The organism is Streptococcus sp. V869 (genome assembly GCF_054353515.1).
Genome location: NZ_JBTHHW010000001.1, coordinates 57,120 through 83,884, shown reverse-complemented (window position 1 = coordinate 83,884; position 26,765 = coordinate 57,120). Strand labels below are relative to the sequence as shown.

The window sequence follows — 26,765 nt, the reverse complement described above, 5'->3', positions numbered from 1 at the left end:
ATACCAAAATTGTACGAAAATTCCTACCATTCTAAACTAAAAATAGGAGCACCAAATCACAAAAAGCCTGCCCTGATACAATTTAGGACAGACTCTATTTTCTATCTATTTCACAAAAGCCAATTCCTTGTCACTAGACAAGTCTTCTCGATAATTGAAATCCGCAAAGCTGAGTTTTTTAATCTCTTCAACCGAAGTGACTTGACCTTCCATCAAGGCTGTTAAGAAGGCTCCTCTGGCTTTTTTAGAAATAGTTGAGTGGATTTTTAGTTTTTCATCTCTATCTTCCATGAACTTGAAGGTCACCATCTTTTCACGGATTTCTTTAGGAAAGACAGTTTCAAATTCCGAAGACAAGAGTGAAAAGATTAGTTCTTCACCATTCAGCGACTCTTCATAGGCTGACTGCCAGTGACTTTTCAGGCTTTTTCCAGCGATTTTAAGTTTCATCAAAAAGTCCAGTCTGTGGGGAGCAATGGGTGCAAAGGCCGGGATCACACCATAGAGAGCTGACGTTATCATGAGGTGTTTCTCCAGATAGGCTTGCTCCGCTTGGGTTAGATTGTCCCGTTTGATGTTGCGATACATAAGTCCATCAAAGAGATGCAAGGCTGGATAGTTTGTCGCAGTTCCTTTTTTTAAAGCTTGGATGCGTTCATACTCCTCTTGCGCTTTTTCGGCAGAAATTTTGTAAAAACTCTCTAGTTCTTGGACCGAGTATGTTGCTAACTCCTCTAGTATAGCCTGACTTTCAGGACACAAGGAATTTGCTTCTAAACTAGGGACATTTGTGTTCATTTCTTTTGCAGTTGGGATTAAAATTTTCATAGTGTTAGTGTAGCATATTTTTCTAGGAGCACCAAGGATTTGAGCCTAAATGATACGTCCTTCCAAATGATCCAATTCATGCTGACAAATCTGAGCAGGAAAGCCTGTCAGGGTAATGGTCTGCTCTTGCCATTGGATGTCTCTGTAGCTTACTGTAATCTTTTCATATCTGGTTGTTGGTCTTACTCCTGTCAGAGACAAGCAACCTTCCTCGGTCTCGTAAGACCCTTCAAAAGACTTGAGAACGGGATTAAACATAACCATAGGAATCATGCCGATATTAAAAATAATGACACGTTTTTGCACCCCAATCATATTAGCTGCTAGTCCAACACAGGTTTCACGATTAGCCAGCAAAGTTTCTTGCAAATCCTTTGCTAGAGGCAAATCCTCTTGACTCGCAGGCTGGGATACCTGCGACAAAAACATCATATCTTTTACAATTTTCTTTTCCAACTACTATTCCTCCACCTTTATCATTCTACTTGATTATAGCATAAAATCTTTGTCAATTTATCATATATAAAAGCAAAAAAGCCATCCGAAGATGACTTTTCAATGTTTAAATGGCGTTTTTATCTTTTCCGAGTGCTCGTTGGATTGCCTTAACAATCTCAACAAGGACAACAATCATAAGTGCTCCTACAGCAACCACTATCCATTGAGTCAAGCTCAAATGTGAAACGTGGAAGAGGCTGTTAAATCCTGGAACCACAATTGTAGCCATCAAGAGGATGAAGGCAACTGGGATTGACCAGTTAAAGGTCTTGTTCTTGAAGAGTCCAACCGTAAAGATTGATTGGTAAACAGACTTAACGTTAAAGGCATGGAGCAATTGGATCAAACCAAGAGTTGCAAAGGCCATGGTAAGGGCATCTGCGTGGATCTCAGTTTGAACTTGATGCTCTGGGAAGAGAATTGCCCAGCCATAGACACCAAGAACGAGCATGGTTTGGAAGATACCTTGATAAAGGATAGCTCCGAAGACACCACCGTCAAAAAAGTTTGACTGACGACCACGAGGTTTGTGGGTCATAACGCCTGGCTCAGCTGGTTCAACACCAAGAGCGATGGCTGGTAGCGTATCTGTTACCAAGTTAATCCAAAGAAGATGCACTGGTTGTAACACATCCCAACCGAAGAGGGTTGCAAAGAAAATAGTGAAGACTTCAGCCATATTGGCAGACAGGAGGTATTGGATTGATTTTTGGATATTTGAGAAGACCTTACGTCCTTCTTCAACTGCTACGATAATGGTTGCGAAGTTGTCATCAGCAAGGACCATATCAGAAGCTCCCTTAGAAACCTCCGTACCAGTAATCCCCATACCGATACCGATATCAGCTGTCTTAAGTGATGGTGCATCATTGACTCCATCACCTGTCATGGCAACAACTTTACCTTCTTTTTGCCATGCTTTCACGATACGAACCTTGTGTTCAGGTGATACACGAGCGTAAACAGAGTATTGCTTGAAGACTTTTTGGAATTCTTCATCAGAGAGTTCGTTCAACTCAGCCCCTGTAAAGACGTGGTCTTCTGTATCATTTGGATCGATGATTCCAAGACGTTTGGCAATGGCTTCAGCTGTATCTTGGTGGTCACCCGTAATCATGATTGGGCGGATACCTGCTTCCTTAGCGACACGGACAGCTTCTGCAGCTTCTGGACGCTCAGGGTCAATCATGCCGACCAAACCAGAGAAGATAAGGTCAGACTCAACGATTTCAGATTCCAAGGTTGGAATTTCGTTACTTGTCTTATAAGCCATCATCAAGACACGAAGGGCTTGTTTGGCCAAATCTTTGTTGGTAGCAAGAATAGCTTGCTTGTCTTCCTCAGTGATTGGACGAACTTCCCCATTGACTTCAATACGCGTCACACGCTTGAGCAATTGGTCAGGAGCACCCTTAACAGCGATAAAGTAAGTACCGTCTGCTTCCTTATGGATGGTAGACATAAGTTTACGTTCTGAGTCAAATGGCAATTCTGCCACACGTGGCTCATCCTTCAAAACTTCACGAACGTCAAAGTTGTGATCCAAACCAAACTGTACAAGGGCTGTCTCCGTTGGATCTCCAATCAATTTACCAGATGGGTCCACCTTTGTATCATTGGCAAAGTTCATGATGCGAAGCGTATTGTTGTTTGCAGTAATTTCAGCTGCAGAGCTTTGCAATTGACCGTTGGTATAGACTTTTTCAACCGTCATTTGGTTCATGGTCAAGGTACCTGTTTTATCAGATGCGATGATTTCTGTTGAACCAAGTGTTTCAACGGCTGGCAATTTACGAACGATTGAATTACGTTTAGCCAGAGTTGTAGTTCCCAAAGAGAGAACGATGGTTACAATGGCAGGAAGACCTTCTGGAATCGCCGCAACCGCAAGGGCTACTGCAACCATCAAACCTTCTAATGGATGTTCCCCACGGACGAAGACACCAACCAAGAAAGTGATAATCGCAATCACAACGATTAAGTAAGTCAAGGCTTTAGATAATTGTTCCAAGCTTTGCTTCAATGGCGTTTCTGTCTCATCGGCATTGGCCAACATATCTGCAATCTTACCAACTTCAGTATACATACCAGTGTTAGTCACGACACCAATACCACGACCGTAAGTTACGTTTGAGTTTTGGTAACCCATATTAACGCGATCCCCAATACCAGCATCTGCTTCTACTACTTGAGTAATATCTTTTTCAACTGGTACAGATTCACCAGTAAGAGCAGCTTCTTCGATTTTAAGAGACGCCGCTTCCAGCAAGCGCATATCGGCAGGCACCACATCTCCAGCTTCTAGCAAGACGATGTCCCCAGGTACCAATTCTTTTGAGTCAAGCTCAATGACATGACCGTCACGACGAACACGGGCCATTGGGCTAGACATATTTTTCAGTGCTTCAATCGCTGCTTCTGCTTGCCCTTCTTGGTAAACACCAAAGGCAGCATTCAAGACAACAACGGCCAAGATGATAATGGCATCCGTTAGACCGTCCATTCCTTCTGTAATCACAGAAAGTGCCGCTGCTGCAAGCAAGATGATAATCATCAAATCCTTAAATTGATCAAGAAATTTAGCTAGTAGGCTACGTTTTTCGCCCTCTTCTAACTCATTACGACCATAAGTCGCTAAGCGTTCTTGAGCTTGAGCAGTTGACAAACCTTCGACAGATGAATCCAGATTCCTTAGGACTTCCTCAGAAGATTGCGTGTAAAACAAATCTTTATTTTGTTCTTTTGACAAAACAGTCTCCTCCTTTTTGGCCTCTTTTTACAAAAAAAGAGACCTGTTTTTTTAAAAAAACAAGTCTCGCTGTTTAATATAGTGCCGGAAATAAATCGTAATGACGACACTATCGCGGTTTCCCGCCAGCTACTCCCTTGAGTAGTTCTATTATATCAGAATTTCAAAAGTTTTCAAGCCTTGAGGTGGGGTTCATCAGTACTATCGTCATATGTGCTATCACTTGTAATATTTTTTGAACCACGCTTATTTTCTAGATAAATTCTTCCGATATATTCACCAATACCTCCAAGACTAATGAGTTGAACACCTCCAAATAAACTTACTATTGCATAAGTACTTACCCATCCAGCAATATCTGTACCAACTAGATTACTCCACAAAATCCATATTATCATTAAAAAACTAATCAGTGAAGTTATGATTCCCAAGCTAGTAATCAAGCGAATCAGTTTAGTAGACTGTCTAGTCATTACATCCGTTATTAAACTATGCACTTTAGAGATTTGGTTGTGGCTCTCATTTGCTAACCTTTTAAGAATTGGTATTGATTCCAGTTTCTCTAATCCTTTAGCAGCAGACGGAATCAAAAGGAGGACATATATGTAGACATATTGACTCTTTGTTTCCCAGAAGATATGGAAAAAGAACCCTCCTAAAAAGAAAATAATAGCAAACAGTTCAAAAGCAGAAAAATTTTTACTTTTAATATTATAGACTACAGAAATCAACGTTAGTAAATAGATTGAAACAGTAAGAACTTTACCAAAAGAATTCAAAAAATAATATCCATTTTTTCTTCATAAATACTCTTCAAAATTCTAGAATTCTGGACATTCCCTAAATCAGGAAGTGGGCCAGTCCATATTGATTGGAAAGTTGGTTCTAACCATGTTGATAGAATTTTTTTATAGAAAAATTCTACTGCATACATCGGTTGATTATAAAAAGTTAGCATATTTTTTTTAAGATCATTTTTTGCTTGTTCAACAGCTTTAGGTCGATCAAAATCATTATTTTTTAGTAACCATGAATTATAACCATCCCACCAGCCTCCGATACTAGGTGCAACAGGACTATCTTGCGTCCCCATGGTAACATAAGCAAGCATAGGTGTCCCTTGAGAAATAGGAACATGAGTAACACTCTGATAATAGCTCTTCAAAAGGAACGATGACATAGGAATACTTATTACTATTAAGAATGTTACAATTAATTTCCGCCAATTAACATTTTCTAAGAAATTGGAAACTTGTATCAATGTAATGGCGATAACGAAAATAAAATAATTATTTCTAATCACGCACGCTAGAGCAAAACTTAGTATACTAATCATTACATTAGAATAGTGTGAAGTTTCATTATACTTTAAAAGATGATAGTATCCCAATAAAACAAAAAATAACCCTGGGATAGTTCCATACGCAAATAGTTGAAAGAAAAAATTCGGGAAAAATAAGAATGATAAAAGGATGGTGTAATTTGTTATTAACTTATTCTTAAAAAGTTTGAAACTAATTTTATAAATAAGGAAATTTGTTCCTAGAATAAAGAGGAGGTTAAAAAAGTAAATAAATTTTTCATTCTTAAAGAACTTAAATAAGACTGCGTAAATTCTTTCAAATGTGGTTAATCCTAATTGATGTGGGTTTACATACAGATAACCACCTTTCTCAGTTAACCTATTAAAAACACCGTTATTAAAATCTGCCGCAGCATTAAAAACAATGGCAGCATCTGCCCTTAATCCACCAACTATACGAATAATAAGAAAGAGTCCTAAAACAAAATAGACAATGGACAGGACTAAAAATAATTTTTTTGATGAGATTTTTACTTTTGAAGAATAACAATATAAATAGAAGAATTAGTATTGGAAAATACCAAGTTGAATAAGAAAATTCAATTTTTTCCTTTGCAGATAAAGGCATATATACTGTAAATACTATAGAAGATAAAATTAACCCTGAAAGAATAGCGGATGTTAAATAGAATATAAATTTGTAAAATAATGATGTTATTTTTTTAAAATTGTTAAAATTTTTCATTGTATCGACCTTTTTTTATTTGTTTCACTTATTCCTGAATAATAGACACTTTTAAAGACGAAAATAAGCGAGATGTACTTTTAAATCTTCACTCTCCCTGTAATACTAGGAACAATTATAGAACTATAATTGTTTTAAACATTTCTCTAGTAGGTATGCTTTCTTTTCTAGCTCATTAACTATTGACTGATGACTAACATTTTTTTATAACAGAGCTTTATCTTTAAGAATCCCTAAGTAGTTTCTAGTAGATTATTATCAAAAAATATTTTCCTCTAACTAAATGAAAGAAATAAACCTTTATTTGGTATTTAAAAATACTCTAGAACACTTCTTTTAAAGTGATTGCTATATTCTCTTAATTCATACCAACTCTAGGATAATAAAATTAAGATTACTACCCATTTAACTATATAATTGTCTTTTATATAGATTTATTATTTCTCTCCTTTATCAAATATATAGGTCTTTTTTTGGTTTCTAGAAAAATTTTTCCAATATATTTACCCACAATACCTATGGAGAGCAATTGTAAGCCGCCTAAGAAAAGAAGAATTGTCACAATTGAGGTCCAGCCTGAAGTAGGATTACCCATTATCAAAGTTCTAACTACAATTAAAAACATTAAGATAAAGGATACTAGACACACGAATCCTCCTACAAAAAAAGATATGTTAAGCGGAGCATCTGAAAAGTTAATTATTCCTTCAAGTGAGTATTTAAATAGAGACCAGAAACTCCACGAAGTACTTCCTGCTACTCGTTCAATATTAGTATATTCTAAATATTTAGTTTTAAAACCAACCCAAGCAAAAATACCTTTTGAGAAGCGATTATATTCAGATAGCTCCAAAATAGACTCTACCATTTGACGACGCATCAGACGAAAATCACGCGCACCATCAACAATATTCAACTGACTGATTTTATTAATGATATGGTAAAATAATTTCGCAAAAATTGAACGGATAAAAGGTTCTCCTTTACGATTTACACGATAGCTACCTACACAGTCAATATCTTCATCCTCATCTAATATAGATTTCATTTGGACTAATAACTCTGGTGGATCCTGAAGATCCGCATCCATTACAGCAACATATTCTCCCTTTGCTTGCTTCAATCCAGCATAGAGAGCAGCCTCTTTACCAAAATTGCGTGAGAAAGAAACATAATTGACTCGGTCACATACACCACTTAGTTCTTTTAAAACTGATAGCGTCCCATCTTTTGAACCATCATCAACAAAAATATATTCTATATCTTCATGGATTTGCAAAGCAATTTTTTCAACTTCTTTGAAAAAAATCGGGACAGATTCTTCTTCATTGAAGCAAGGAATTACTATAGAAATTGTCATTATTCTAAAACCTTTCTAGTATTCAATCTTTCTTTTCTTTGATGTAAATTAAGGGCAGTAACTAAGTAATAATCATCATATACGCATAATAATATCTAAAATAATTACAACCTGTGAGCAGATTCTGTTAAAATAAAAAAATTATAGAGATTTATCGTTTATCTCATTTTAATATATCAAACTTCTTTATTAATAGCAATAAGAGTGTGAAAAATTCTACCTATTACAACTACACTGTATAGTTACCTATCTCAGCAACAAGATTAAGTGCTAGAATGATAATTAATATTTCACCTAATCTCCAATGTTATCTGCTAATATTTTATATAAAAAATACAAATATTCGAATATCATTTTAGCATGTTTTCTTTTTTTAAAAAAGTATTTCATGTTCTATTCTATCAATTTCCTTACTTCCCACATTTGAATTTTCCTTGGAAAACCAGTATAATGAAAGAATACTAAAATGCTAGAAAGGGAGTTAGATGAATCAATCGGTTTCAAACTTAAAATTAGCTGAGCGTGGTGCCATTATCAGCATTTTGACTTATCTTTTCTTGTCTGCAGCTAAGCTAGCGACCGGACACCTCCTCCATTCATCCAGTTTGGTGGCTGATGGTTTTAACAACGTTTCAGATATTGTTGGAAATGTTGCCCTTCTAATCGGAATTCGTTTGGCCCGCCAACCGGCAGACAGAGACCATCGCTTCGGTCACTGGAAAATCGAGGACTTGGCAAGTCTCATCACTTCCATCATCATGTTTTACGTTGGCTTTGATGTTCTACGTGACACCATCCAAAAAATACTCAGCCGAGAGCAAACCGTCATTGACCCACTTGGTGCGACGCTGGGAGTCATCTCTGCAGTGATTATGTTTGGAGTCTATCTCTACAACACTCACCTCAGCAAGCAGTCTAAGTCCAAGGCCCTCAAGGCTGCAGCTAAGGACAATCTGTCAGATGCCGTGACATCTCTTGGAACTTCTATTGCTATCCTGGCTAGTAGCTTCAACTATCCAATCGTGGATAAGTTGGTCGCTATTATCATTACTTTCTTTATTCTTAAAACTGCTTATGACATCTTTATCGAGTCATCCTTCAGCCTTTCTGATGGTTTTGATGAACACTTGCTTGAAGATTATCAAAAGGCTATCATGGAAATCCCTAAGATTAGTAAAGTCAAATCACAACGCGGTCGTACCTACGGAAGCAATATTTATCTGGACATTACTCTGGAAATGAACCCAGACCTCTCTGTTTTTGAAAGTCACGAAATTGCGGACCAGGTTGAATCCATGTTATCAGAACGCTTTGGTGTCTTTGATACAGATATTCATATCGAACCAGCACCAATCCCTGAGGATGAAATCCTAGATAATGTCTATAAAAAATTGCTCATGAGAGAGCAACTAATCGACCAAGGAAATCAACTGGAAGAGTTACTTGCAGAAGACTTCATTTATATTCGCCAGGACGGACAAGAACTGGACAAGAATGCCTATAAGTCTGAAAAAGAACTGACCTCTGCCATTAAAGAGCTTCATTTAACCTCTATCAGTCAGAAAACAAAACTCATCCGCTACCAAGTCGGTGATACCATTCATACCAGCATCTGGCGCCGCCACGAAACTTGGCAAAATATTTTCCATCAAGAAACCAAAATAGAAAAAGACTAAAGCAAAACTCCCAACTTTCTCAGTTGGGAGTTTTTTTATTCTTATTTTGCAATGCTCTTAGCAAGAACGAAGTTTCCTAGTGTAGCTGAACCATTACCAGCAACAGCTGGAGTCACGATATAGTCACGTACATCTGGGACTGGTAGGTATCCGTTGAGCAAGGCTGTGAATTTCTCACGTACGCGGTCAAGCATATGTTGTTGAGCCATAACCCCACCACCAAAGACGATGACATCTGGACGGAAAGTTACAGTCGCATTCACTGCAGCTTGAGCGATATAGTAGGCTTGAACATCCCATACAGAGTTGTTGAGTTCAATGTTTTCCCCACGAACACCTGTACGAGCTTCCAAACTTGGACCAGCTGCATAACCTTCCAAACATCCATTATGGAAAGGACAAACACCCTTAAATTCTTTTTCAATATCCATTGGGTGTCTAGCCACATAATAATGACCCATTTCAGGGTGACCAACACCGCCGATAAACTCACCACGTTGGATAACACCTGCTCCGATACCTGTACCGATTGTGTAATAAACCAAGTTTTCGATTCGTCCACCTGCGTTATTACGCGCTACCACTTCACCGTAGGCAGAACTATTAACGTCTGTTGTGAAGTACATTGGTACGTTCAAAGCGCGACGGAGAGCACCAAGCAAGTCAACATTTGCCCAGTTAGGTTTTGGAGTTGTTGTGATAAATCCGTAAGTTTTTGAGTTTTTATCGATATCAATAGGACCAAATGAACCAATGGCAAGGCCTGCAAGGTTCTCAAATTTTGAAAAGAACTCGATCGTTTTATCGATTGTCTCGATAGGAGTTGTTGTTGGAAATTGTACTTTTTCTACAACGTTAAAGTTTTCATCACCGACAGCACAGACAAATTTTGTACCGCCCGCTTCCAAGCTTCCGTATAGTTTTGTCATGATAAACCTCTTGTAATTGTTTTTTCTATTATAGCATATTTCCAGAAAGAAAGTTGCTCTATATTTTAGATTTTCCTCTGTAAATTTTACGATTCAAGCAAAAACGAACAAACATAACATTTGTTCGTTTTTTTGATTTATTAAATCGACAGTAGTATACTCAATGAAAATCAAAGAACAAACTAGGAATCGAGCTGCAGACAGTACTTAAGTACGGCAAAGCAAGTATGACGCAGTTTGAATTTGATTTTTGAAGAGTATTAAGCTTTAACTTCGATGATCGCATCTCCCTTAGCAACTGATCCAGAAGCAACTGGATTTACTGAAGCAAAGTCTGCAGTGTTTGTTACGATAACCATTGTTGTGTTATCAAGACCTGCAGCAGCAATCTTAGCTGAGTCAAACGTTCCAAGAACATCTCCAGCTTTAACCTTGTCACCTTGAGCAACTTTATGGTTGAATCCTTCACCGTTCATTGAAACAGTGTCGATACCAACATGGATCAAGATTTCGGCTCCGTTAGCTGTTCTTAGGCCATAAGCATGTCCTGTTGGGAAGACAATTGTCACTTCAGCATCAGCTGGTGCGTAAACGACATCTTCACTAGGTTTTACAGCGATACCTTGTCCCATAGCTCCACTTGAGAAGACTGGATCATTCACATTTGAAAGAGCAACGACATCACCAACGATTGGTGTTTGAATAACACCTTCGCTCGGTGCAACAACAGCACCAGTTACTGCTTCTTCAGCCAAACGATCTGTTTCAGCTTCAGTAATAGCACCTGCAACTTCTTCTACTTCATCTTCATAACCAAACATGTAAGTAAGAGCGAAACCAAGTGCAAATGATACAGCTACCATAAGAAGGTATTGTAGAAGTTGTCCGTTACCAATGTAAAGCATTGTACCAGGGATGATTGTGATACCATTACCAGTACCAGCAAGTCCAAGGATAGATGCCAATCCACCACCGATTGCACCAGCAATCAATGAAAGGAAGAATGGCTTACGGAAACGCAAGTTAACCCCGAAGATAGCAGGCTCAGTAATACCTAGGAAGGCAGAAAGAGCAGCTGGGAAAGCAAGTGTTTTAAGTTTAGGATTTTTAGTTTTCACACCAACGGCTACTGTCGCAGCACCTTGAGCAGTCATAGCTGCAGTAATGATAGCGTTGAATGGGTTAACATGGTCAGCAGCAAGCAATTGAACTTCAAGCAAGTTGAAGATGTGGTGAACACCTGATACGACGATTAATTGGTGAACTCCACCAATCAAGAAACCACCAAGTCCGAATGGCAAGTTAAGAATAGCTTTTGTTCCAATGAGAATGTAGTTTTCAACAACGTGGAAGACTGGTCCGATAACAAACAATCCAAGGATTGACATTACAAGGAGTGTTACAAACGGTGTTACCAAGAGGTCAAGTACATCTGGAACAACCTTACGAACTGCTTTTTCAAACTTAGCTCCGACAACCCCGATGATGAAGGCTGGAAGAACTGAACCTTGCAAACCTACAACTGGGATAAATCCGAAGAACTGCATTGCAGTTACTTCACCACCCGACGCAACAGCCCAGGCATTTGGAAGTGAACCAGAAACGAGCATCATACCAAGAACGATACCAACAGCTGGGTTACCACCGAATACACGGAAAGTTGACCAAACAACCAAACCTGGCAAGATAATAAAGGCAGTATCTGTCAAGATCTGAGTATAAGTTGTCACATCTTCTGGAAGTGTCATTCCAAGAGCAGTCAAGAGACCACGAACACCCATGAAGAGACCAGTTGCTACGATAACTGGAATGATTGGAACGAAGACGTCACCGAAAGTACGGATGGCACGTTGGAACCAATTTCCTTGTTTAGCAGCTTCTGCTTTCATTTCAGCTTTTGTTGAAGTTGGCAAACCAAGGGCAACGACTTCATCGTACATCTTGTTTACTGTACCAGTACCAAAGATGATTTGGTATTGACCTGAGTTAAAGAAAGCACCTTGAACTTTTTCCAAGCTCTCGATAGCATCTTTGTTAATTTTCGCTTCATCTTTAACCATAACGCGAAGGCGAGTCGCACAGTGCGCAACACTGTTAACGTTCTCACGTCCACCTAAGGCTTCGATGACTTTTTTTGCAATTTCTGTATTCGTCATTTGCAAAAATCTCCTTATAAAAAATTTGTAAAATGTTTGAAAGCGATTTTATCCGCCCTACGCATATAATTCTATCATGTTTTTAAAATATGTCAAGCGTTTTGCAGAAAAATTTTTAGCATTTTGAATTTTTTGATTGTTTTTGATGTCTTTTAAATAAAAAAGCAATATTTTACCTATTATTGTGAGGTTTTTAAGGTTTTTTTGCAAATTCTTTCATTTTTTCATTAATTTTCATAAAATTCTTCAAACTGTTTCTGTCAATCGTTTGACATTTTTTTCTTAATTTTATGATAAAAGACTTGCTTTTTTAAAAGGAAACGTTTACTATAAAGATAGTAGAATTTATGGAGGGAATAGAAATGGAATGGACTACTGAACGTCGTTACAGACGTTATGAAGATTGGACACAAGAAGAAAGAAAAGAAATCCAAGAAAAGATGGCACAATCCCCATGGCATGTCAGCTATCACATTGAACCAAAGGAAGGGCTCCTTAACGATCCGAACGGTTTTTCTTACTTTGATGGCAAGTGGGTTGTCTTTTACCAAAACTTCCCCTTTGGTGCAGCTCATGGATTGAAATCTTGGGTTCAGCTTGAAAGCGACGACTTGGTTCACTTTACTGAAACAGGTGTAAAAATCTTACCTGACACTCCACTTGATAGCCACGGCGCTTACTCTGGATCTGCTATGCAGTTTGGCGATCAGTTATTCCTATTTTATACGGGAAATGTCCGTGATGAAAACTGGGTGCGTCACCCTTATCAAATCGGTGCCTTAATGGATAAGGACGGTAAGATTGAAAAAATTGATAAGGTCTTGATTGATCAACCGGCTGATGCAACTGACCATTTCCGCGATCCACAGATTTTTAACTTTAAAGGACAATACTACGCAATCGTTGGTGGACAAGACTTGGAGAAAAAAGGATTTGTCCGTCTCTACAAAGCAGTCGATAACGATTATACAAACTGGCAAGAAGTTGGTGATTTGGACTTCAACAACGACCGTACCGCTTATATGATGGAGTGCCCAAATCTTGTCTTTGTCGGAGAACAACCTGTCCTTCTCTACTGTCCACAAGGTTTAGATAAAAAGGTTTTAGAATATGACAATATCTATCCAAATATGTATAAAATCGGTGCTTCCTTCGACCCTGAAAATGCTCGTTTGGTAGATGTGTCTGAACTACACAATCTAGACTATGGTTTCGAAGCATATGCTACTCAGGCCTTCAATGCTCCTGATGGACGTGCCTTAGCAGTAAGTTGGCTTGGTTTACCAGATGTTTCTTATCCATCTGATCGCTTTGATCACCAAGGAACTTTCTCATTGGTCAAAGAATTAACCATTAAAGATGGCAAACTCTATCAGTATCCTGTAGCAGCTATCCAGGACCTCCAAGCTTCAAAAGAGGAATTTTCAAATCGTTCTGAAACCAAAAATACCTACGAACTTGAGCTTAACTTAGAAGCCGATAGTCAAAGCGAAATCGTCCTTCTTGCTGATAAAGACGGCAAGGGGCTATCTATCAATTTTGACCTTGTCAATGGTCAAGTAACCGTTGATCGTAGTCAAGCAGGTGAGCAATATGCTCAAGAATTTGGAACTACTCGCTCTTGCTCAGTTACTAATCAAGCAACTACTGTCAATATCTTCATCGACAACTCAGTCTTTGAAATTTTCATCAATAAAGGAGAAAAAGTATTTTCTGGTCGTGTCTTCCCTCACAAAGATCAAAATGGAATCCTCATTAAATCTGGAAACCCAACTGGAACATACTACGAATTAGAATATGGTCGCAAAACTAACTGATGTCGCAAAATTAGCTGGCGTCAGCCCTACTACTGTTTCACGTGTCATCAACAAAAAGGGTTATCTGTCAGAAAAAACCATTCAAAAGGTTAATGATGCTATGCGTGAGCTGGGCTATAAACCCAATAACTTAGCTCGAAGTCTTCAAGGAAAATCAGCCAAGTTAATCGGTTTGATTTTCCCAAAAATCAGCCATGTTTTCTATGCAGAGTTAATTGACAAATTAGAACACGAACTCTTCAAAAAAGGCTACAAGACGATCATCTGCAATAGTGAGCACGATTCGGAAAAAGAACGTGAGTATCTTGAAATGCTAGAAGCCAACCAAGTGGATGGAATCATCTCTGGTAGTCATAACTTGGGAATTGAAGACTACAATCGCGTCACAGCACCAATCATCTCTTTTGACCGTAACCTATCACCGGACATTCCTGTCGTTTCCTCTGATAACTATGCTGGTGGGGTTCTAGCTGCTGAAACCTTGGCTAAAACTGGAGCTAAGTCTGTTATTATGATTACAGGTAATGACAACTCCAACTCACCAACTGGACTTCGTCATGCAGGCTTTGCTTCTATCTTCCCAAAAGCCCCCATCATCAATATTTCCAGTGACTTTTCACCCCTCCGCAAGGAAATGGAAATCAAAACTATCCTAACCAAACAAAAACCAGATGCTATTTTCGCCTCGGATGATTTGACAGCCATCTTGGTGATGAAGATCGCTCAGGAACTTGGTATTTCTGTTCCAGAACAACTTAAGGTTATTGGATACGACGGAACTTATTTTATCGAGAATTTCTATCCTCACCTTACTACCATTAAACAACCCTTGGAAGAAATTGCTCGCCTGACAGTTGATTTACTACTCCAAAAAATCGAGGGGAAAGAAGTTGCCACGACTGGTTATTTCTTACCAGTTAGTCTCTTACCAGGTAAAAGTATTTAATACTCTTCGAAAATCTCTTCAAACCACGTCAGCTTCCATCTACAACCTCAAAACAGTGTTTTGAGCAACCTGCGGCTAGCTTCCTAGTTTGTTCATTGATTTTCATTGAGTATAAACAAAAAACTCAGACTAGTTTCGTCTGAGTTTTTCTTATGATCTTAATTTTTTCAAAAGAGTCTGTGCTTTTTCTAGATTAAAAGTTTTTTCTGCAATCAAGCTTTCTACCAACTTAGGCACTTCTGCCTCAGTCGCACCTGCTAAAAGCGCTAACGATTTTGCCTGAAGTTTCATGTGTCCATGCTGAATACCTGTACTGACCAAAGCCTTAAGGGCTGCAAAATTCTGTGCAAGACCAATCGAAACGATAATTTGAGCCAATTCTTTGGCAGATGGATGACCTAGCAACTCATGGCTGAGCACGACTCGAGGATTGAGACCAATTGATCCACCCTTGGTAGCAACCGGCATCGGCATGGTCATCTCTCCAATTAGCTCTTCTGTTTTCAAATCCATAGTCCAACGACTGAGACCTCGATAGGCGCCATCATGGCTCGCATAGGCATGCGCTCCCGCTTCAATAGCACGCCAATCATTTCCAGTAGCAATCAAGAGAGCATCAATGCCATTAAAGATACCCTTGTTATGAGTGGCTGCTCGATAAGGATCTGCTTGGGCAAACTGACTGGCTAATACCATTTTTTCTGCCAGTTCACGCGCTTCATCCTTCTGGTGACTCAAATAACGAAAGGCAATCCGACAAGTTGCTGTTACTAACGAATCTGTGGCATAGTTGGATAGGATCCCCATTAAGCTTTGTCCTTGACTGATAGCCTCTAGACTAGGTTTTAAAGCTTCAAGCATGGTATTGAGCATATTGGCGCCCATGGCTTCCTGAGTATCTACATGGAGATAAACCACTAAAAAGTCCGTCTCACTAGAAATTTTCTCAACCTTTAAATCACGAGCACCACCACCCCGTTTGACAATGGAGGGATAGGCTTGGTTTGCTTGTTCGAGTAGCTCTGCTTTTTGACTCAGAATAGCCCGACAAGCTTTATCCCTATCTGGAACCTGATAAAGAGCTACCTGACCAATCATTTGGCGTTGATGAACCTGAGCAGTAAAACCACCCGTACGTTTGATAATCTTACTAGCAAAACTAGCTGCAGCAACAACAGATGGCTCTTCGGTCACATAGGGAACTGTGTATTCTTGACCATTTACCAGAACTTCTGGAACGATTGAGTATGGAAGTGAGAAGGTTCCTACCACATTTTCACTCAATTGGTCCGCTACTGCTAGACTGAGATTTTCATTCTGCTCAAGACTTTCTTGGGCTTCGATAGAAGTAAGCACCTGAGACTTAACGAACTCTAGGCGCTCTTGAATTGATTTTTTAGAAAATCCATTCCAAATTTTTTTCATTATTTTTCAACCTTGCTGTAGCGACGTTGGTGGTCTACAATCTCAACAAGGGCATAGTCTTGCCCTTCATAACCTGACATCGTTGCAGATCCAGACTCATCCAATTTCGCTTCTTCAAAGAACATTCGTTCATAATCAGCTACGCTCAATGCTTGACGTTGGTCTAGCAACTCTAAGCGATTATTCTGCAATTGTTTTTCATAGCCTTCAACTAATTCCACACTAAAGAACTCAGATACAGCACCACTACCATAGCTGTAGAGGGCAATCTTATCTCCAGCTTTCAGGCTATCAGAATTTTCAAGAAGAGACAAGAGACCTAAGAAGAGTGAACCTGTATAAATGTTCCCAACTTTTTGGCTATAAATAATAGATTCATCAAAGTGCTTTTGAAGCAAGTCCTTCTTCTCTTGAGGCAAGGATTTGTCGAGAATTTTCTTCAAACCCTTGAGAGCTAGCTTCGGATAAGGTAAGTGGAAACATACAGCCTCAAAATCGTCCAAGTTACAGTTATAACGCTTTTTATACTCTTCCCAAGTCGTTTTTAAACTATCAAGATATTGTTGCGTTGAGTAAACCCCATTTACAAATGGTGTTGTCGAATAGTTTGGACGCCAAAAGTCCATGATGTCACGAGTTTGTGCAACGTTATCATTGTTGAAAATCATCACACGTGGATTTTGGCTAATCAACATAGCAACACATCCTGCACCTTGAGTTGGTTCTCCAGGAGTTTCGACACCATATCTTGCAATATCGCTAGCCAGCACTAAAACTTTTGATTTAGGAGAATTTTCTACATGTAACTTAGCATAGTGAAGGGCCGCTGTTGCACCATAGCAAGCTTCCTTGATTTCAAAACTACGAGCAAAAGGTTGGATTCCTAACAAACCGTGTACAAAGACTGCTGCAGCTTTACTCTGGTCAATCCCAGACTCTGTCGCTACGATAACCATATCAATCTCTTGCTTATCTTCTTCAGTCAGGATAGAATTTCCTGCACTAGCAGCCAAGGTAACAATATCCTCTGTTAAAGGAGCGATACTCAATTCTTTTAAAAGGAGTCCTTTACTCAATTTTTCAGAATCAATTCCTCGGGTTTCTGCTAAATCTTGTAATTTCAAAACGTATTGACTGGTCGCAAAACCAATCTTATCAATACCGATTGTCATATTTACCTCTATTTTTATCATTCATTATAAAAATTCGTTCATCTCTATTTTATCATAATTGAGATCAAATGAGCGAAAAAAGACTTGATTCCCCAAATCAAGTTCTTTTTTAAAAGTTTATCTCATTTTAGGATACTCTAACAAACTGAACTGAAGAGCCATAAAAAATCGAGTCTTAGCTAGCTCGATTCTTTTTGAGATAATGATACAATTTCAACAAAACTGTTCCACTGGCCATTCCAATGGAGATAACAAGGGCCAACATCATGACTAGCATGGCACTAGAAATGGCATGACCGTAGTCACCTGTAACGAAGAAGGAAGTCGTTCGATAAGAGAGATAACCTGGTACCAGCGGAGCCAAGATGGCCAAAGCAAACACAACGGCTGGTGTTTTGTAGATAATACTCATAATCTGGCTGATACAAGAACCAATTACAGCGGCAATAAAGGTCGCCAAAATAACATTAGTTGGTTCCTTGAGTAGCAGATAGAGCAGCCAGATTGACATACCCAAAACTCCACCAGGAATGAGCATGGAACGTTGTACATTTAAAACGATTAAAAAAGTGATAATAGCTAGCAGACTAGCTAGAGCCTGCAAAAAAAATGTTGTTACAGTCATATTAGTTCATGAGTACGAGGGCGACAGAGGTGCCTGCCCCTAGGGCAAGGGTAACAAGCAAGGATTCAAACATCTTGCTCATACCAGAGTTAATGTGATTGGTCATAATATCTCTAACAGCATTAGTCAGGGCAATTCCTGGTACAAATGGCATGACCGCACCTGCAATGACCAAATCAGCTGTAGAGGGCAATCCAGAATAGCGCGCCCAAAATTGTGCAATCAAGCCAAAAACAAGAGCACCTGCAAAAGCTGTCATAAAGGGAATTCGAATAAATTTTTCTACGTAAAGGGAAAAGGTGAAAGCGAATATGGTCGCTACTCCTGCACCAATGGCATCGTAGACATTCCCCCCGAACATGATAGAGAAGAAGGGAGCACTGAGGGTAGCTGCAGCGGTTAGCTGAACATTGGTGTAGGGAGATGCCTTGACATTTAATTGCTTGAGTTGAATAAAGGCTGTCTCCAAATCAAGCTGTCCTGATACAAGCTGCCGTGAAATCTGGTTGACATCACACACCTTCTCAATATTATAAGCAGAGGAGGTTACTCGTTTCATTCGAGAGATATTTGTATTTTCAATGGAGAAAAAAATGGCTGCAGGCATGGCTAAAACATTACAGTCCATAATGCCCTGCGAATGAGCAATCCGAATCATGGTATCTTCAACACGATAGATTTCAGAACCATTACGAAGCAGAATTGTTCCTGCTAGCATAATGACATCGATCACTGCATTCAGTTGTTTGACTTCGTCCATGTTTTCCTCCTTTTAAAACTCCTTTTTATTTTATCATAAATTTGAAGGAAAAAAAATCTTTGTCACAAAAACTGTGACAAAGATTGACTAGTTATCCCCTCGATGCAAATCTGACGTTGTAGTGTTTTGATTAGCCTGTGGTTCTCTAATCTGTGGAGATGTTTCTGCACGACTAGGATTGCTTGTTGTAGGATTTGTTGTTGTAGTTATTTTCGGTTTATAGATAGAAATCTTGATACGAGTTGTATTCAAATCTACACTTTCACCTGGTTTTGGACTTTGGTTAACAACTGTACCCTCGGCAGTTCCTTCTAGAGCTGTAGAAACCTCTACCACTTCAATATTGGCTTCTTTAACACCGACTATCTGAATCAAGTTATTCTTGGTGAATTCAAGACTAGAGCCAATATAACTTGGCATTGAAACACTAGTTACCTTTTTAGCTACAGTCAAGACTATTTCTGTTGCCTTACTAAGATCATATGTAGTTCCTTCTGGCAAGCTTTGTTTCATAACGAGACCTGCCTCTGTTTCACTTGATTCTTCTTCAACAACCTTGATGAGATTTTCAGGAACCTTTTTCCCTTTCAATTCTGCTATAACATCTGTTGATTTACGACCAACATAATTTCCAATCTTGAAGGATTGTTGACCTGAAGAGATAATAAGATTAACTTTTGTTCCTTCTTTTCGTGCTGAGCCAGCATCTGGATCTGTTCGGATAACTCGACCTTCTTCTACAGTATCACTAGCTTCGGTCTTCTCCTCACCAATCTCAAAATTCGCTTTTTTCAGGTTTTCCTTAGCTTCAGCTACAGTTTGACCTGCAACTTTTGGAATTTCAACAGTAGCTGGTGTTTTCGATACAATCCAGAAAAGGGAAGCCAAAACAAGTATAAAGCTAGCTAAAAGTACCAAATATCTTGCTTTGAAACGGCGTTTCTTGACTGGTTTTGGAGCAGTTTCTTTACTGGCTACCTTTTTATTTGGCTTTTTAGTCTGAGGATTTTCTTCCTTCGGTTGAACTTTAGGAATCGCAGTCAGAGTAGATTGGGACATCTTTGGTAAGGTTTTAGTATCAACCTTACTTGTATCGTCAAATACTAGCTTTGGTTCATTGCGACGATTGTATGAAAGACTACTCAACAAGTCAACATACATCTCAGAAACTGTTTGATAACGGTCTGTTAATTTTTTAGCTGTCGCTTTAATGACCACATTTTCCAATGATTGTGGCACCGATGGATTTTCTGCGATGACTGAAGGAAGTGGTTTTTGGAAATGCTGAAGTGCAATCGTAACAGCACTATCTCCATCATATGGAATATGACCGGTCAACATTTCAAAGAAAATAATTCCCATCGCATAAATATCACTCTGAATAGTTGCCTTAGAACCACGCGCCTGCTCAGGTGATAGATAGTGGACAGAACCCAACATAGAGTTGGTCTGTGTCAAACTGGTTTCAGCGAAGGCTACTGCAATCCCAAAGTCTGTAACTTTCGCAGTACCATCAGGAGTCAAGAGAATATTTTGAGGTTTCAAATCACGGTGAACAATCCCCTTTGCATGTGCCAAACGCATAGCCAAGAGAATTTGTCCCATGATACGAACAGCTTCCTCGTTAGAGAGAGGATAGTGTTCTTTGATATAGCGTTTGAGGTCAAGACCAGCTACATATTCCATAGCTAAGTACTGTTGACCATCTTCTTCACCGATATCTGTAATTCGAACGATATGAGGATGATCTAGGTCTGCCATCGCACGCGCTTCACGCTGAAAACGTGCAACAGCGATTGGGTCAGTCTGGTAGTTGGTTCTAAGAACCTTCACTGCAACTTCTTCCCCATCCAGAATCAAATCTTTGGCCAGGTAGACATCTGCCATCCCTCCGCGGCCAATTTGTTTGATAATCCGATATCGTCCGGCAAATATCTTGCCGATCTGGATCATTCTGATTCCTCCTCAATCGCAATCAAAGCAACAGTAATGTTATCAAGCCCTCCGGCATTGTTTGCAAAACGCACTAGAGTTGCCGCCTTGTCGTCAAGTGAGATATCACTTGTCACGATGTCATAGATTTCGCTACCTGAAATCATGTTAGTTAGACCATCACTATTCATAACAAGATAATCACCCGGCTCCAAGCTTACGATTCCTAAATCTGGTTGAATCTCATCTTTTTGCCCGATAGACTGGGTAATGATATTCTTTTGTGGATGAGCTTCAGCTTCTTCAGGTGTTAATTGACCTGCCTTAAGCAATTCATTCACCAAAGAATGATCACTCGTTAATTGATGGTATTCTTCACCACGAATCAAGCCGATACGAGAATCTCCAATGTGGGCATAAATAGCTTGATTATCAATAATTGCAAGGGCTTCTAAAGTTGTTCCCATTCCCTTGTAAGCATCATCACGCCCCATTTGATAAATTTTTTGATTCTCGATTTCTAGATGTTCTGCAAACCATTCACGAACTTCATTTACGGTATCGATATGAGTATCAACCCAGGCTACACCTAAATCTGTTACTGCCATCTCACTGGCAATATTACCTGCTCGGTGTCCTCCCATTCCGTCTGCTAAGATAATCAATGTACGACCGGCACGGTTGACAAAAAGATTAACATAGTCTTGATTATTTGTACGTTTCTGACCAACATCTGTTAATAATGAAATCTCCATTGTGTCAGTTCCTCCCTAATTGGATATCTTGCGAAATTGGCTAATAAAGAATCCATCACTTCCATACAATTCTGGAGTAATGAGGATGCAGCCATCTTTCAGGATATCCTTACATTCGTGTTCTAGATTAACCTGCTCGAACTCTGGATGACTTTCTAAAAATGCTTGAACAACTTGAAAGTTCTCTTCAGAGACAATAGTACAGGTACTATAAGTTATTATACCACCTTTACGTAGTGTTTGACAAACACTACCTAATATTTCCAACTGAATTTCCTGTAATGACGCGAAATCAGCAGTGTCTTTGTTGTATTTGATATCTGGTTTCCGACGCAATAGACCAATCCCTGAGCAAGGGGCATCAACAAGAATCTTATCAAATTGATCCTTACCAAAAAACTCGTGAACCTTTCGGGCATCCAATTTTTGTGTTTGAACACGGTCTGCTACGCCTAAACGCTGGGCATTCTCTTGAATCAACGTCAGTTTATGGTCGTAGAGATCCAATGCCGTTACCTGACCTGTCGTCAGATAAGACGCCATATGGGCTGTCTTGCCACCAGGAGCTGCACAAGCGTCTAAAACCTGCTCATCTCCTCGCAAATCCAATGTTGGCGCAACCAACTGACTTGACTCATCCTGGATGGTAATAGCACCTTCAGCAAATAAGTCATGACTAGCAAAATGCCCCTGCTCCTTGACCAGACCAGCATCTGACAGAATCGAATCACTTGCATCAAGTAAAGTTTTAATTTCCTCTTTTCGACTCAAATCAGTCACACGAATACTGGCTTTGTTGCGTTGCAAAAGACTTTCAAAAATCGCTTGCGCTCGCTCTTCGCCATACTCTTCCTTGAGCTTAGAAACCAACCAAACTGGCAAAGAGTAGGCGATAGAATCACGCTTGTTTTTACGCTTGATATTGGCAATATCTGGCAAACCTTCTCGCAAAATACGGCGCAGAACAGCATTGACTAGTTTTTCACTGCCTTTCTTACGAGATTTTGCAATTTCTACCGCTTCATGGACCACTGCATGATCAGGAAGCTTATCCAAGTATTGAAGTTGATAGACGCTCATGAGAAGCAAAACATAGAGCCAGCTGTCTAGCTTGTCTCTATCCTCGATAAAGTGAGAAACGTACCACTCTAGTGTAAGTTTTCGCGTTACAGTCCCATAAACAATCTCTGTCACCAAGCCCTTATCTGCTGCTGACAGTTGACTTCCCTTGAGGTGTTTATTTAAGGCGATATTGGAGTATGCTTGATTGACAAAGACGTCTTCTAGCACCTCTAAGGCTAAACTTCTAGCCGTTTCTACTTTATTCACCAAATCGTTCTCCTACTGTCAAAGTTCGTCCTACACCGTTGAGGAAGGAAGCAATGTCCATCTTAGGTTTCCCTGCTGGTTGAACTTGTTTGAGTGATAGAGCTCCTTCTGCTGTTGCGACAATCAATTCTTTCTTACTGATGGAGATAATCTCACCCGGATTCCCCTTCCCTTCTACAGGCAGAGCTTCATAGATTTTGAAGCGTTCTCCCTTGAGAAATGTATGAGCAACAGGCCATGGATTCATCCCACGGATTTGGTTAAAGAGTTGACGGTTGGTCTTGTTCCAATCCAACTTTTCTTCCTCAGGTTTGATATTTGGAGAAAATGTAACCTGGTTTGGATCTTGTGGTTCTGGCTGAATTTCACCAGCTATATAAGCAGGAAGAGTATCTAAAAGCAGATCACGACCAACAATCGCCAATTTTTCAAACAAGGTTCCGACATTGTCCTCATCTGTAATCGGAATGCTACGACGAGAAATCATATCTCCTGCATCCATTTCCTTGACCATTTCCATAATGGTCACTCCTGCTTCCTTATCACCTTGAATCAAGGCATAATGAATGGGAGCACCACCACGGTGTTTAGGAAGGAGTGAAGCATGGACATTGACTGCAAAATCCATACTATCAAGGAGTTTACCTGGGAGAAATTGTCCAAAAGCTGCAGTCACAATCCCATCAGCCCCCAAATTCATGATAGCTTCCATCTCTGGACTACCCGATAATTTTTCTGGTTGATAGATAGGAAGCCCTGCTTCTTTAGCTGCTTGTTTTACTGGGGTTTCTTGGATGACTTTTTTACGTCCGACAGCACGATCTGGCTGAGTTACAACTGCTAGAATCTCATAGCGATCATCTGACAAAAGTCCCTTCAAAACGGTCGCTGAAAAATCGGGCGTTCCCATAAAGATTAGTTTTGTCATCTTTTCTCCTTTTTACAAAAATTGCTGCGGTTCGTGATCAATACTGAGACGAAGCTCACTATTTTCACGTTCTTGAGTTAGGGCCAAGACCTGATTAAGAGTCGAAGCCAACTCATCTTCTAAACGGTATTTAATCAGTATTTGGTAGTGATAGAGGTTATGCGTACGAGCGATAGGTTTAGGCGTTGGACCAAGGATGATACTAGCATCCGACAAACCTGACCGCAAAATTTCCATTACCTCATAAGCTCTTCTAAGAACCTCTTCTTCTTTCTTATGAGACAAGGTAATCCCAATAGTGAAATAATAAGGTGGATAGCCAAGTTGACGTCTGATGCCCATTTCATAGGCATAAAAACCTTCGTAGTCCTGTTCCTTGGCAAAACGAATGGCATAATGATTAGGATTATAGGACTGAATCAAGACCTGCCCTGCCTTTTCAGCTCGACCGGCACGACCTGCCACCTGGGTCAAGAGTTGGAAAGTCCTCTCAGAAGAACGGAAATCAGGCAGGTTCAAGGCTGTGTCCGCATTAAGAACACCAACCAAGGTCACATTTGGAAAATCCAAGCCCTTGGCAATCATCTGGGTTCCTAGCAATATGTCCGCTTCGCCATTGCCAAACTGTTCAAGTAAAGCTTGGTGACTGCCCTTTTTACGAGTTGTATCCACATCCATGCGCAGAATCCGTGCTTGAGGAAAGAGTTCAGCCAGCTCGTCATAGGCCTTCTGAGTCCCTGTTCCATAGTAACGAATGCTACGACTCTGACAGTTTGGACAGACATGGGGAATTTCCTTCGTAAAACCACAATAATGACAATTCATAGTCTTAGTATCCATGTGCAGTGTCAAGGAAATATCGCAGTTAGGACAGGTATCAACTGTCCCACATTCCCGGCACATAACAAAGCTAGAATAACCACGACGATTGAGCATGAGAACAACCTGCTCTTTTTTGTCCAGTCGATCTTGAATGGCCTCAATCAGAGGTGGTGTAAAGTTTGATGTCTCATTTTGCCCGATATAATCTCGGAAGTCAATCAGTTGAACCTCAGGAATACTTGCTAAAGGATTGGCCCTTTGCGTCAGGCGCAGATGTTGATAAACACCCTTGCCAGCACGCGCACGACTTTCTAGACTCGGTGTTGCAGAACCCAGAACTAGGGCAGCTTGATTGTACTGAGCTCTTAAAATGGCTACATCTCTAGCATGATAACGAGGATTGCTGTCTTGCTTGTAGCTGGCCTCGTGCTCCTCATCGATAATGATTACCCCTAGATTTTTCAAAGGTGCAAAAATGGCAGACCTAGCACCAACAACTACCTGTGCTTCTCCTCGCTCCACCTTGCGCCATTCATCATACTTTTCACCATTAGACAAACCTGAATGGAGAATGGCTACTTTATCACCAAAACGAGCAATGAAACGCTCTGTCATTTGAGGTGTCAGAGAGATTTCTGGAACTAAAATGATAGCTGTTTTCCCCATATCCAAGGCTCCTTGGATAATCTGCAAGTAAACCTCCGTTTTCCCACTTCCTGTGATTCCTTGTAGAAGAAATGGAGGATGTTCTTTCCCAATCGCTCTAACAACTGCCTCACAGGCTTCTTTTTGTTCTGGATTTAACTCTAGGGCTTGATTTGACTCAATGCCTTCAAAGTAGGCAGCTGAGCGTTGGACTTCCTTTTGAACGATGGTAACAGCACCATGTTCCACAAAGAAGTTAACTTGTTCGCGTGAGTAATGTTCTAACAAATCAGCCAAAGGAACTGTTTCAGGATGTACTAATAAATATTCTCGCAGTTCCAATTTCTTCTTGGCACGATTTGAGATTTCTAGCTTTTCTAATGTGTCAAGATTCACTTCAACCCAAGACTGCGTCTTAACTTTCTTCTGATCCACAGCCTGGTACTCTAGTTTTAAAAGACCTTTTCGAGTCAACCGCATCATCTCAGCCTGCTTTTCTAAGTCTAGAGATGAAAATGCTAGAGACTCCTGCGAACCAAACAAACGATGTCTGTCTTCTTGATTCAAGCCTTCCAGAGGATAGAGGATCTTATCATAGCTAGAGTTCAAAAACCCAGGAAGCATAGCTTTAAGAATGGAAATTTTATAAGAGAATACTGACTTACGTAGTTCTTCAGCTAACCAGAGCTGTTCCTCCGTTAAGACAGGAGAAAAGTCCAGCACTTCGGCAATCTCTTTCAAGTCATCGTCTGCCACTTCCGCATCATTTTCTTGTTCAATTTCAAGTACTATCCCTTGAATCAAGCGATTGGCCTTCCCAAATGGAACGTGGACTCGCATGCCGACTTCCAACATATCTTTAAATTCTTCAGGAATCTTGTAACTATAGGGTTGGTCCGTCTGCATCAAGGGAACATCCACAATGATTTTTGCAATAACCATGTCCTCACCTCCTTCTCTACTTAAATCGTTTCAATTGATTGAGTATTCTTACAATAGAAAAAATAAGATTGAGTCCCCCCAACCTTAAATTTTTTCACCTTCTTCTTTTTCTTTCGCAATTTGCGCTTTAATTTTCTTTTCTTCTTCTTCTCTCAATCGTCTTTCTTCTTCGATTCGACGACGAACTGCTTCGCGTTTGCCTTCTGGATCTTGATGGATGGTTACATTTCCAGATTCAATTTCTTCTAAAGCACGAAGAGTCGATTTTTCAGACTTGAATTCTTGTGTTGGAGTTGCTCCAGCTTCTAACTCATGGGCACGCTTTGCTGCCAAAATAATGAGTGAATATTTTGATGGCACCTTGTCAAGCAAAGTATCAATAGAGGGTTTAAGCATCATTTGTTTGTACCTGTTTTCTATAGT

Annotated in this window: 21 protein-coding genes; 3 read left to right on the top strand and 18 right to left on the bottom strand. The window is 39.8% G+C overall.

Features of this window, described 5'->3' with window-relative positions:
- Positions 1 to 105 precede the first annotated feature (105 nt).
- The 6 genes from yaaA to ACXYSN_RS00485 form a co-directional block, all read right to left on the bottom strand.
- Positions 106 to 828, bottom strand: coding sequence for a peroxide stress protein YaaA (yaaA, locus tag ACXYSN_RS00510; protein WP_458635787.1), 723 nt, complete (start codon positions 826 to 828; stop codon positions 106 to 108).
- Positions 829 to 873: 45 nt separating this feature from the next.
- On the bottom strand, positions 874 to 1,284 hold the full coding sequence (locus ACXYSN_RS00505) for a peptide deformylase (RefSeq protein ID WP_303942497.1): 411 nt from the start codon (positions 1,282 to 1,284) through the stop codon (positions 874 to 876).
- A 106-nt stretch (positions 1,285 to 1,390) separates the two neighbouring features.
- Entirely contained in the window at positions 1,391 to 4,075 is a 2,685-nt protein-coding gene (locus ACXYSN_RS00500) for a cation-translocating P-type ATPase (RefSeq protein ID WP_458635786.1), read from the bottom strand.
- Positions 4,076 to 4,248: 173 nt separating this feature from the next.
- The gene (locus tag ACXYSN_RS00495; RefSeq protein ID WP_458635785.1) at positions 4,249 to 4,854 is read right to left on the bottom strand and encodes a hypothetical protein; all 606 of its coding nucleotides are present in this window, start codon (positions 4,852 to 4,854) and stop codon (positions 4,249 to 4,251) included.
- Positions 4,851 to 5,411, bottom strand: coding sequence for a hypothetical protein (locus tag ACXYSN_RS00490; RefSeq protein WP_458635784.1), 561 nt, complete (start codon positions 5,409 to 5,411; stop codon positions 4,851 to 4,853). Before ACXYSN_RS00490 ends, ACXYSN_RS00495 begins: the two co-directional genes overlap by 4 nt.
- Before the next feature lie 1,136 nt (positions 5,412 to 6,547).
- Positions 6,548 to 7,483, bottom strand: a complete 936-nt coding sequence (locus ACXYSN_RS00485; RefSeq protein WP_458635783.1) for a glycosyltransferase family 2 protein — start codon at positions 7,481 to 7,483, stop codon at positions 6,548 to 6,550.
- Positions 7,484 to 7,968: 485 nt separating this feature from the next.
- Here ACXYSN_RS00485 and ACXYSN_RS00480 point away from each other — a divergent pair, with 485 nt between their 5' ends.
- The gene (locus tag ACXYSN_RS00480) at positions 7,969 to 9,159 is read left to right on the top strand and encodes a cation diffusion facilitator family transporter (protein WP_458635782.1); all 1,191 of its coding nucleotides are present in this window, start codon (positions 7,969 to 7,971) and stop codon (positions 9,157 to 9,159) included.
- A 41-nt stretch (positions 9,160 to 9,200) separates the two neighbouring features.
- Here ACXYSN_RS00480 and scrK read toward each other — a convergent pair whose 3' ends face one another.
- Complete coding sequence (scrK, locus tag ACXYSN_RS00475) at positions 9,201 to 10,088, bottom strand: fructokinase ScrK (protein ID WP_458635781.1); 888 nt, start codon at positions 10,086 to 10,088, stop codon at positions 9,201 to 9,203.
- A 260-nt stretch (positions 10,089 to 10,348) separates the two neighbouring features.
- Complete coding sequence (locus ACXYSN_RS00470) at positions 10,349 to 12,244, bottom strand: sucrose-specific PTS transporter subunit IIBC (protein ID WP_458635780.1); 1,896 nt, start codon at positions 12,242 to 12,244, stop codon at positions 10,349 to 10,351.
- A 362-nt stretch (positions 12,245 to 12,606) separates the two neighbouring features.
- Between ACXYSN_RS00470 and ACXYSN_RS00465 the strand changes: the two genes are divergently transcribed.
- On the top strand, positions 12,607 to 14,061 hold the full coding sequence (locus tag ACXYSN_RS00465) for a sucrose-6-phosphate hydrolase (RefSeq protein WP_458635779.1): 1,455 nt from the start codon (positions 12,607 to 12,609) through the stop codon (positions 14,059 to 14,061).
- Positions 14,042 to 15,007 carry a LacI family DNA-binding transcriptional regulator gene (locus ACXYSN_RS00460; RefSeq protein WP_414277523.1) on the top strand — a complete coding sequence of 322 codons (966 nt, stop codon included), beginning with the start codon at positions 14,042 to 14,044 and terminating at the stop codon, positions 15,005 to 15,007. The genes ACXYSN_RS00465 and ACXYSN_RS00460 overlap by 20 nt, the downstream gene beginning before the upstream one ends.
- Positions 15,008 to 15,157: 150 nt before the next feature.
- On the opposite strand, the gene ACXYSN_RS00455 is transcribed toward ACXYSN_RS00460, so the two are convergent.
- The 10 genes from ACXYSN_RS00455 to rpoZ all read right to left on the bottom strand — a co-directional run bounded on the left by ACXYSN_RS00455 (position 15,158) and on the right by rpoZ (position 26,741).
- Positions 15,158 to 16,432, bottom strand: coding sequence for a hydroxymethylglutaryl-CoA reductase, degradative (locus ACXYSN_RS00455; protein WP_458635778.1), 1,275 nt, complete (start codon positions 16,430 to 16,432; stop codon positions 15,158 to 15,160).
- Positions 16,432 to 17,604, bottom strand: coding sequence for a hydroxymethylglutaryl-CoA synthase (locus tag ACXYSN_RS00450; RefSeq protein WP_458635777.1), 1,173 nt, complete (start codon positions 17,602 to 17,604; stop codon positions 16,432 to 16,434). The genes ACXYSN_RS00455 and ACXYSN_RS00450 overlap by 1 nt, the downstream gene beginning before the upstream one ends.
- Positions 17,605 to 17,779: 175 nt before the next feature.
- Positions 17,780 to 18,229 (bottom strand): threonine/serine exporter family protein, encoded by a 450-nt coding sequence (locus ACXYSN_RS00445; RefSeq protein WP_458635776.1) that lies wholly within the window; start codon positions 18,227 to 18,229, stop codon positions 17,780 to 17,782.
- Between the two features lies 1 nt (position 18,230).
- Complete coding sequence (locus ACXYSN_RS00440) at positions 18,231 to 18,989, bottom strand: threonine/serine exporter family protein (protein ID WP_458635775.1); 759 nt, start codon at positions 18,987 to 18,989, stop codon at positions 18,231 to 18,233.
- Between the two features lie 87 nt (positions 18,990 to 19,076).
- Positions 19,077 to 20,942 carry a Stk1 family PASTA domain-containing Ser/Thr kinase gene (pknB, locus tag ACXYSN_RS00435; protein WP_458635774.1) on the bottom strand — a complete coding sequence of 622 codons (1,866 nt, stop codon included), beginning with the start codon at positions 20,940 to 20,942 and terminating at the stop codon, positions 19,077 to 19,079.
- Positions 20,939 to 21,676, bottom strand: coding sequence for a Stp1/IreP family PP2C-type Ser/Thr phosphatase (locus tag ACXYSN_RS00430; protein WP_254726849.1), 738 nt, complete (start codon positions 21,674 to 21,676; stop codon positions 20,939 to 20,941). The genes pknB and ACXYSN_RS00430 overlap by 4 nt, the downstream gene beginning before the upstream one ends.
- 15 nt (positions 21,677 to 21,691) lie before the next feature.
- The gene (gene rsmB, locus ACXYSN_RS00425; RefSeq protein WP_458635773.1) at positions 21,692 to 23,005 is read right to left on the bottom strand and encodes a 16S rRNA (cytosine(967)-C(5))-methyltransferase RsmB; all 1,314 of its coding nucleotides are present in this window, start codon (positions 23,003 to 23,005) and stop codon (positions 21,692 to 21,694) included.
- The gene (gene fmt / locus ACXYSN_RS00420; protein WP_458635772.1) at positions 22,998 to 23,933 is read right to left on the bottom strand and encodes a methionyl-tRNA formyltransferase; all 936 of its coding nucleotides are present in this window, start codon (positions 23,931 to 23,933) and stop codon (positions 22,998 to 23,000) included. Before fmt ends, rsmB begins: the two co-directional genes overlap by 8 nt.
- Positions 23,934 to 23,945: 12 nt before the next feature.
- A complete protein-coding gene (locus ACXYSN_RS00415) occupies positions 23,946 to 26,342 on the bottom strand; it encodes a primosomal protein N' (RefSeq protein ID WP_458635771.1) in 2,397 nt (798 codons plus the stop codon).
- Between the two features lie 84 nt (positions 26,343 to 26,426).
- Positions 26,427 to 26,741, bottom strand: coding sequence for a DNA-directed RNA polymerase subunit omega (gene rpoZ / locus ACXYSN_RS00410; protein WP_458635770.1), 315 nt, complete (start codon positions 26,739 to 26,741; stop codon positions 26,427 to 26,429).
- Between the last annotated feature and the right edge of the window lie 24 nt (positions 26,742 to 26,765).

What these genes read in the sequence shown, in the direction of transcription:
- yaaA (WP_458635787.1), bottom strand. Translation starts at nt 828, where the DNA reads ATGAAAATTTTAATCCCAACTGCAAAAGAAATGAACACAAATGTCCCT.
- ACXYSN_RS00490 (WP_458635784.1), bottom strand. Translation starts at nt 5,411, where the DNA reads ATGATTAGTATACTAAGTTTTGCTCTAGCGTGCGTGATTAGAAATAAT.
- ACXYSN_RS00485 (WP_458635783.1), bottom strand. Translation starts at nt 7,483, where the DNA reads ATGACAATTTCTATAGTAATTCCTTGCTTCAATGAAGAAGAATCTGTC.
- ACXYSN_RS00480 (WP_458635782.1), top strand. Translation starts at nt 7,969, where the DNA reads ATGAATCAATCGGTTTCAAACTTAAAATTAGCTGAGCGTGGTGCCATT.
- scrK (WP_458635781.1), bottom strand. Translation starts at nt 10,088, where the DNA reads ATGACAAAACTATACGGAAGCTTGGAAGCGGGCGGTACAAAATTTGTC.
- ACXYSN_RS00470 (WP_458635780.1), bottom strand. Translation starts at nt 12,244, where the DNA reads ATGACGAATACAGAAATTGCAAAAAAAGTCATCGAAGCCTTAGGTGGA.
- ACXYSN_RS00465 (WP_458635779.1), top strand. Translation starts at nt 12,607, where the DNA reads ATGGAATGGACTACTGAACGTCGTTACAGACGTTATGAAGATTGGACA.
- ACXYSN_RS00460 (WP_414277523.1), top strand. Translation starts at nt 14,042, where the DNA reads ATGGTCGCAAAACTAACTGATGTCGCAAAATTAGCTGGCGTCAGCCCT.
- ACXYSN_RS00455 (WP_458635778.1), bottom strand. Translation starts at nt 16,432, where the DNA reads ATGAAAAAAATTTGGAATGGATTTTCTAAAAAATCAATTCAAGAGCGC.
- ACXYSN_RS00450 (WP_458635777.1), bottom strand. Translation starts at nt 17,604, where the DNA reads ATGACAATCGGTATTGATAAGATTGGTTTTGCGACCAGTCAATACGTT.
- ACXYSN_RS00445 (WP_458635776.1), bottom strand. Translation starts at nt 18,229, where the DNA reads ATGACTGTAACAACATTTTTTTTGCAGGCTCTAGCTAGTCTGCTAGCT.
- ACXYSN_RS00440 (WP_458635775.1), bottom strand. Translation starts at nt 18,989, where the DNA reads ATGGACGAAGTCAAACAACTGAATGCAGTGATCGATGTCATTATGCTA.
- pknB (WP_458635774.1), bottom strand. Translation starts at nt 20,942, where the DNA reads ATGATCCAGATCGGCAAGATATTTGCCGGACGATATCGGATTATCAAA.
- ACXYSN_RS00430 (WP_254726849.1), bottom strand. Translation starts at nt 21,676, where the DNA reads ATGGAGATTTCATTATTAACAGATGTTGGTCAGAAACGTACAAATAAT.
- fmt (WP_458635772.1), bottom strand. Translation starts at nt 23,933, where the DNA reads ATGACAAAACTAATCTTTATGGGAACGCCCGATTTTTCAGCGACCGTT.
- ACXYSN_RS00415 (WP_458635771.1), bottom strand. Translation starts at nt 26,342, where the DNA reads ATGGTTATTGCAAAAATCATTGTGGATGTTCCCTTGATGCAGACGGAC.
- rpoZ (WP_458635770.1), bottom strand. Translation starts at nt 26,741, where the DNA reads ATGATGCTTAAACCCTCTATTGATACTTTGCTTGACAAGGTGCCATCA.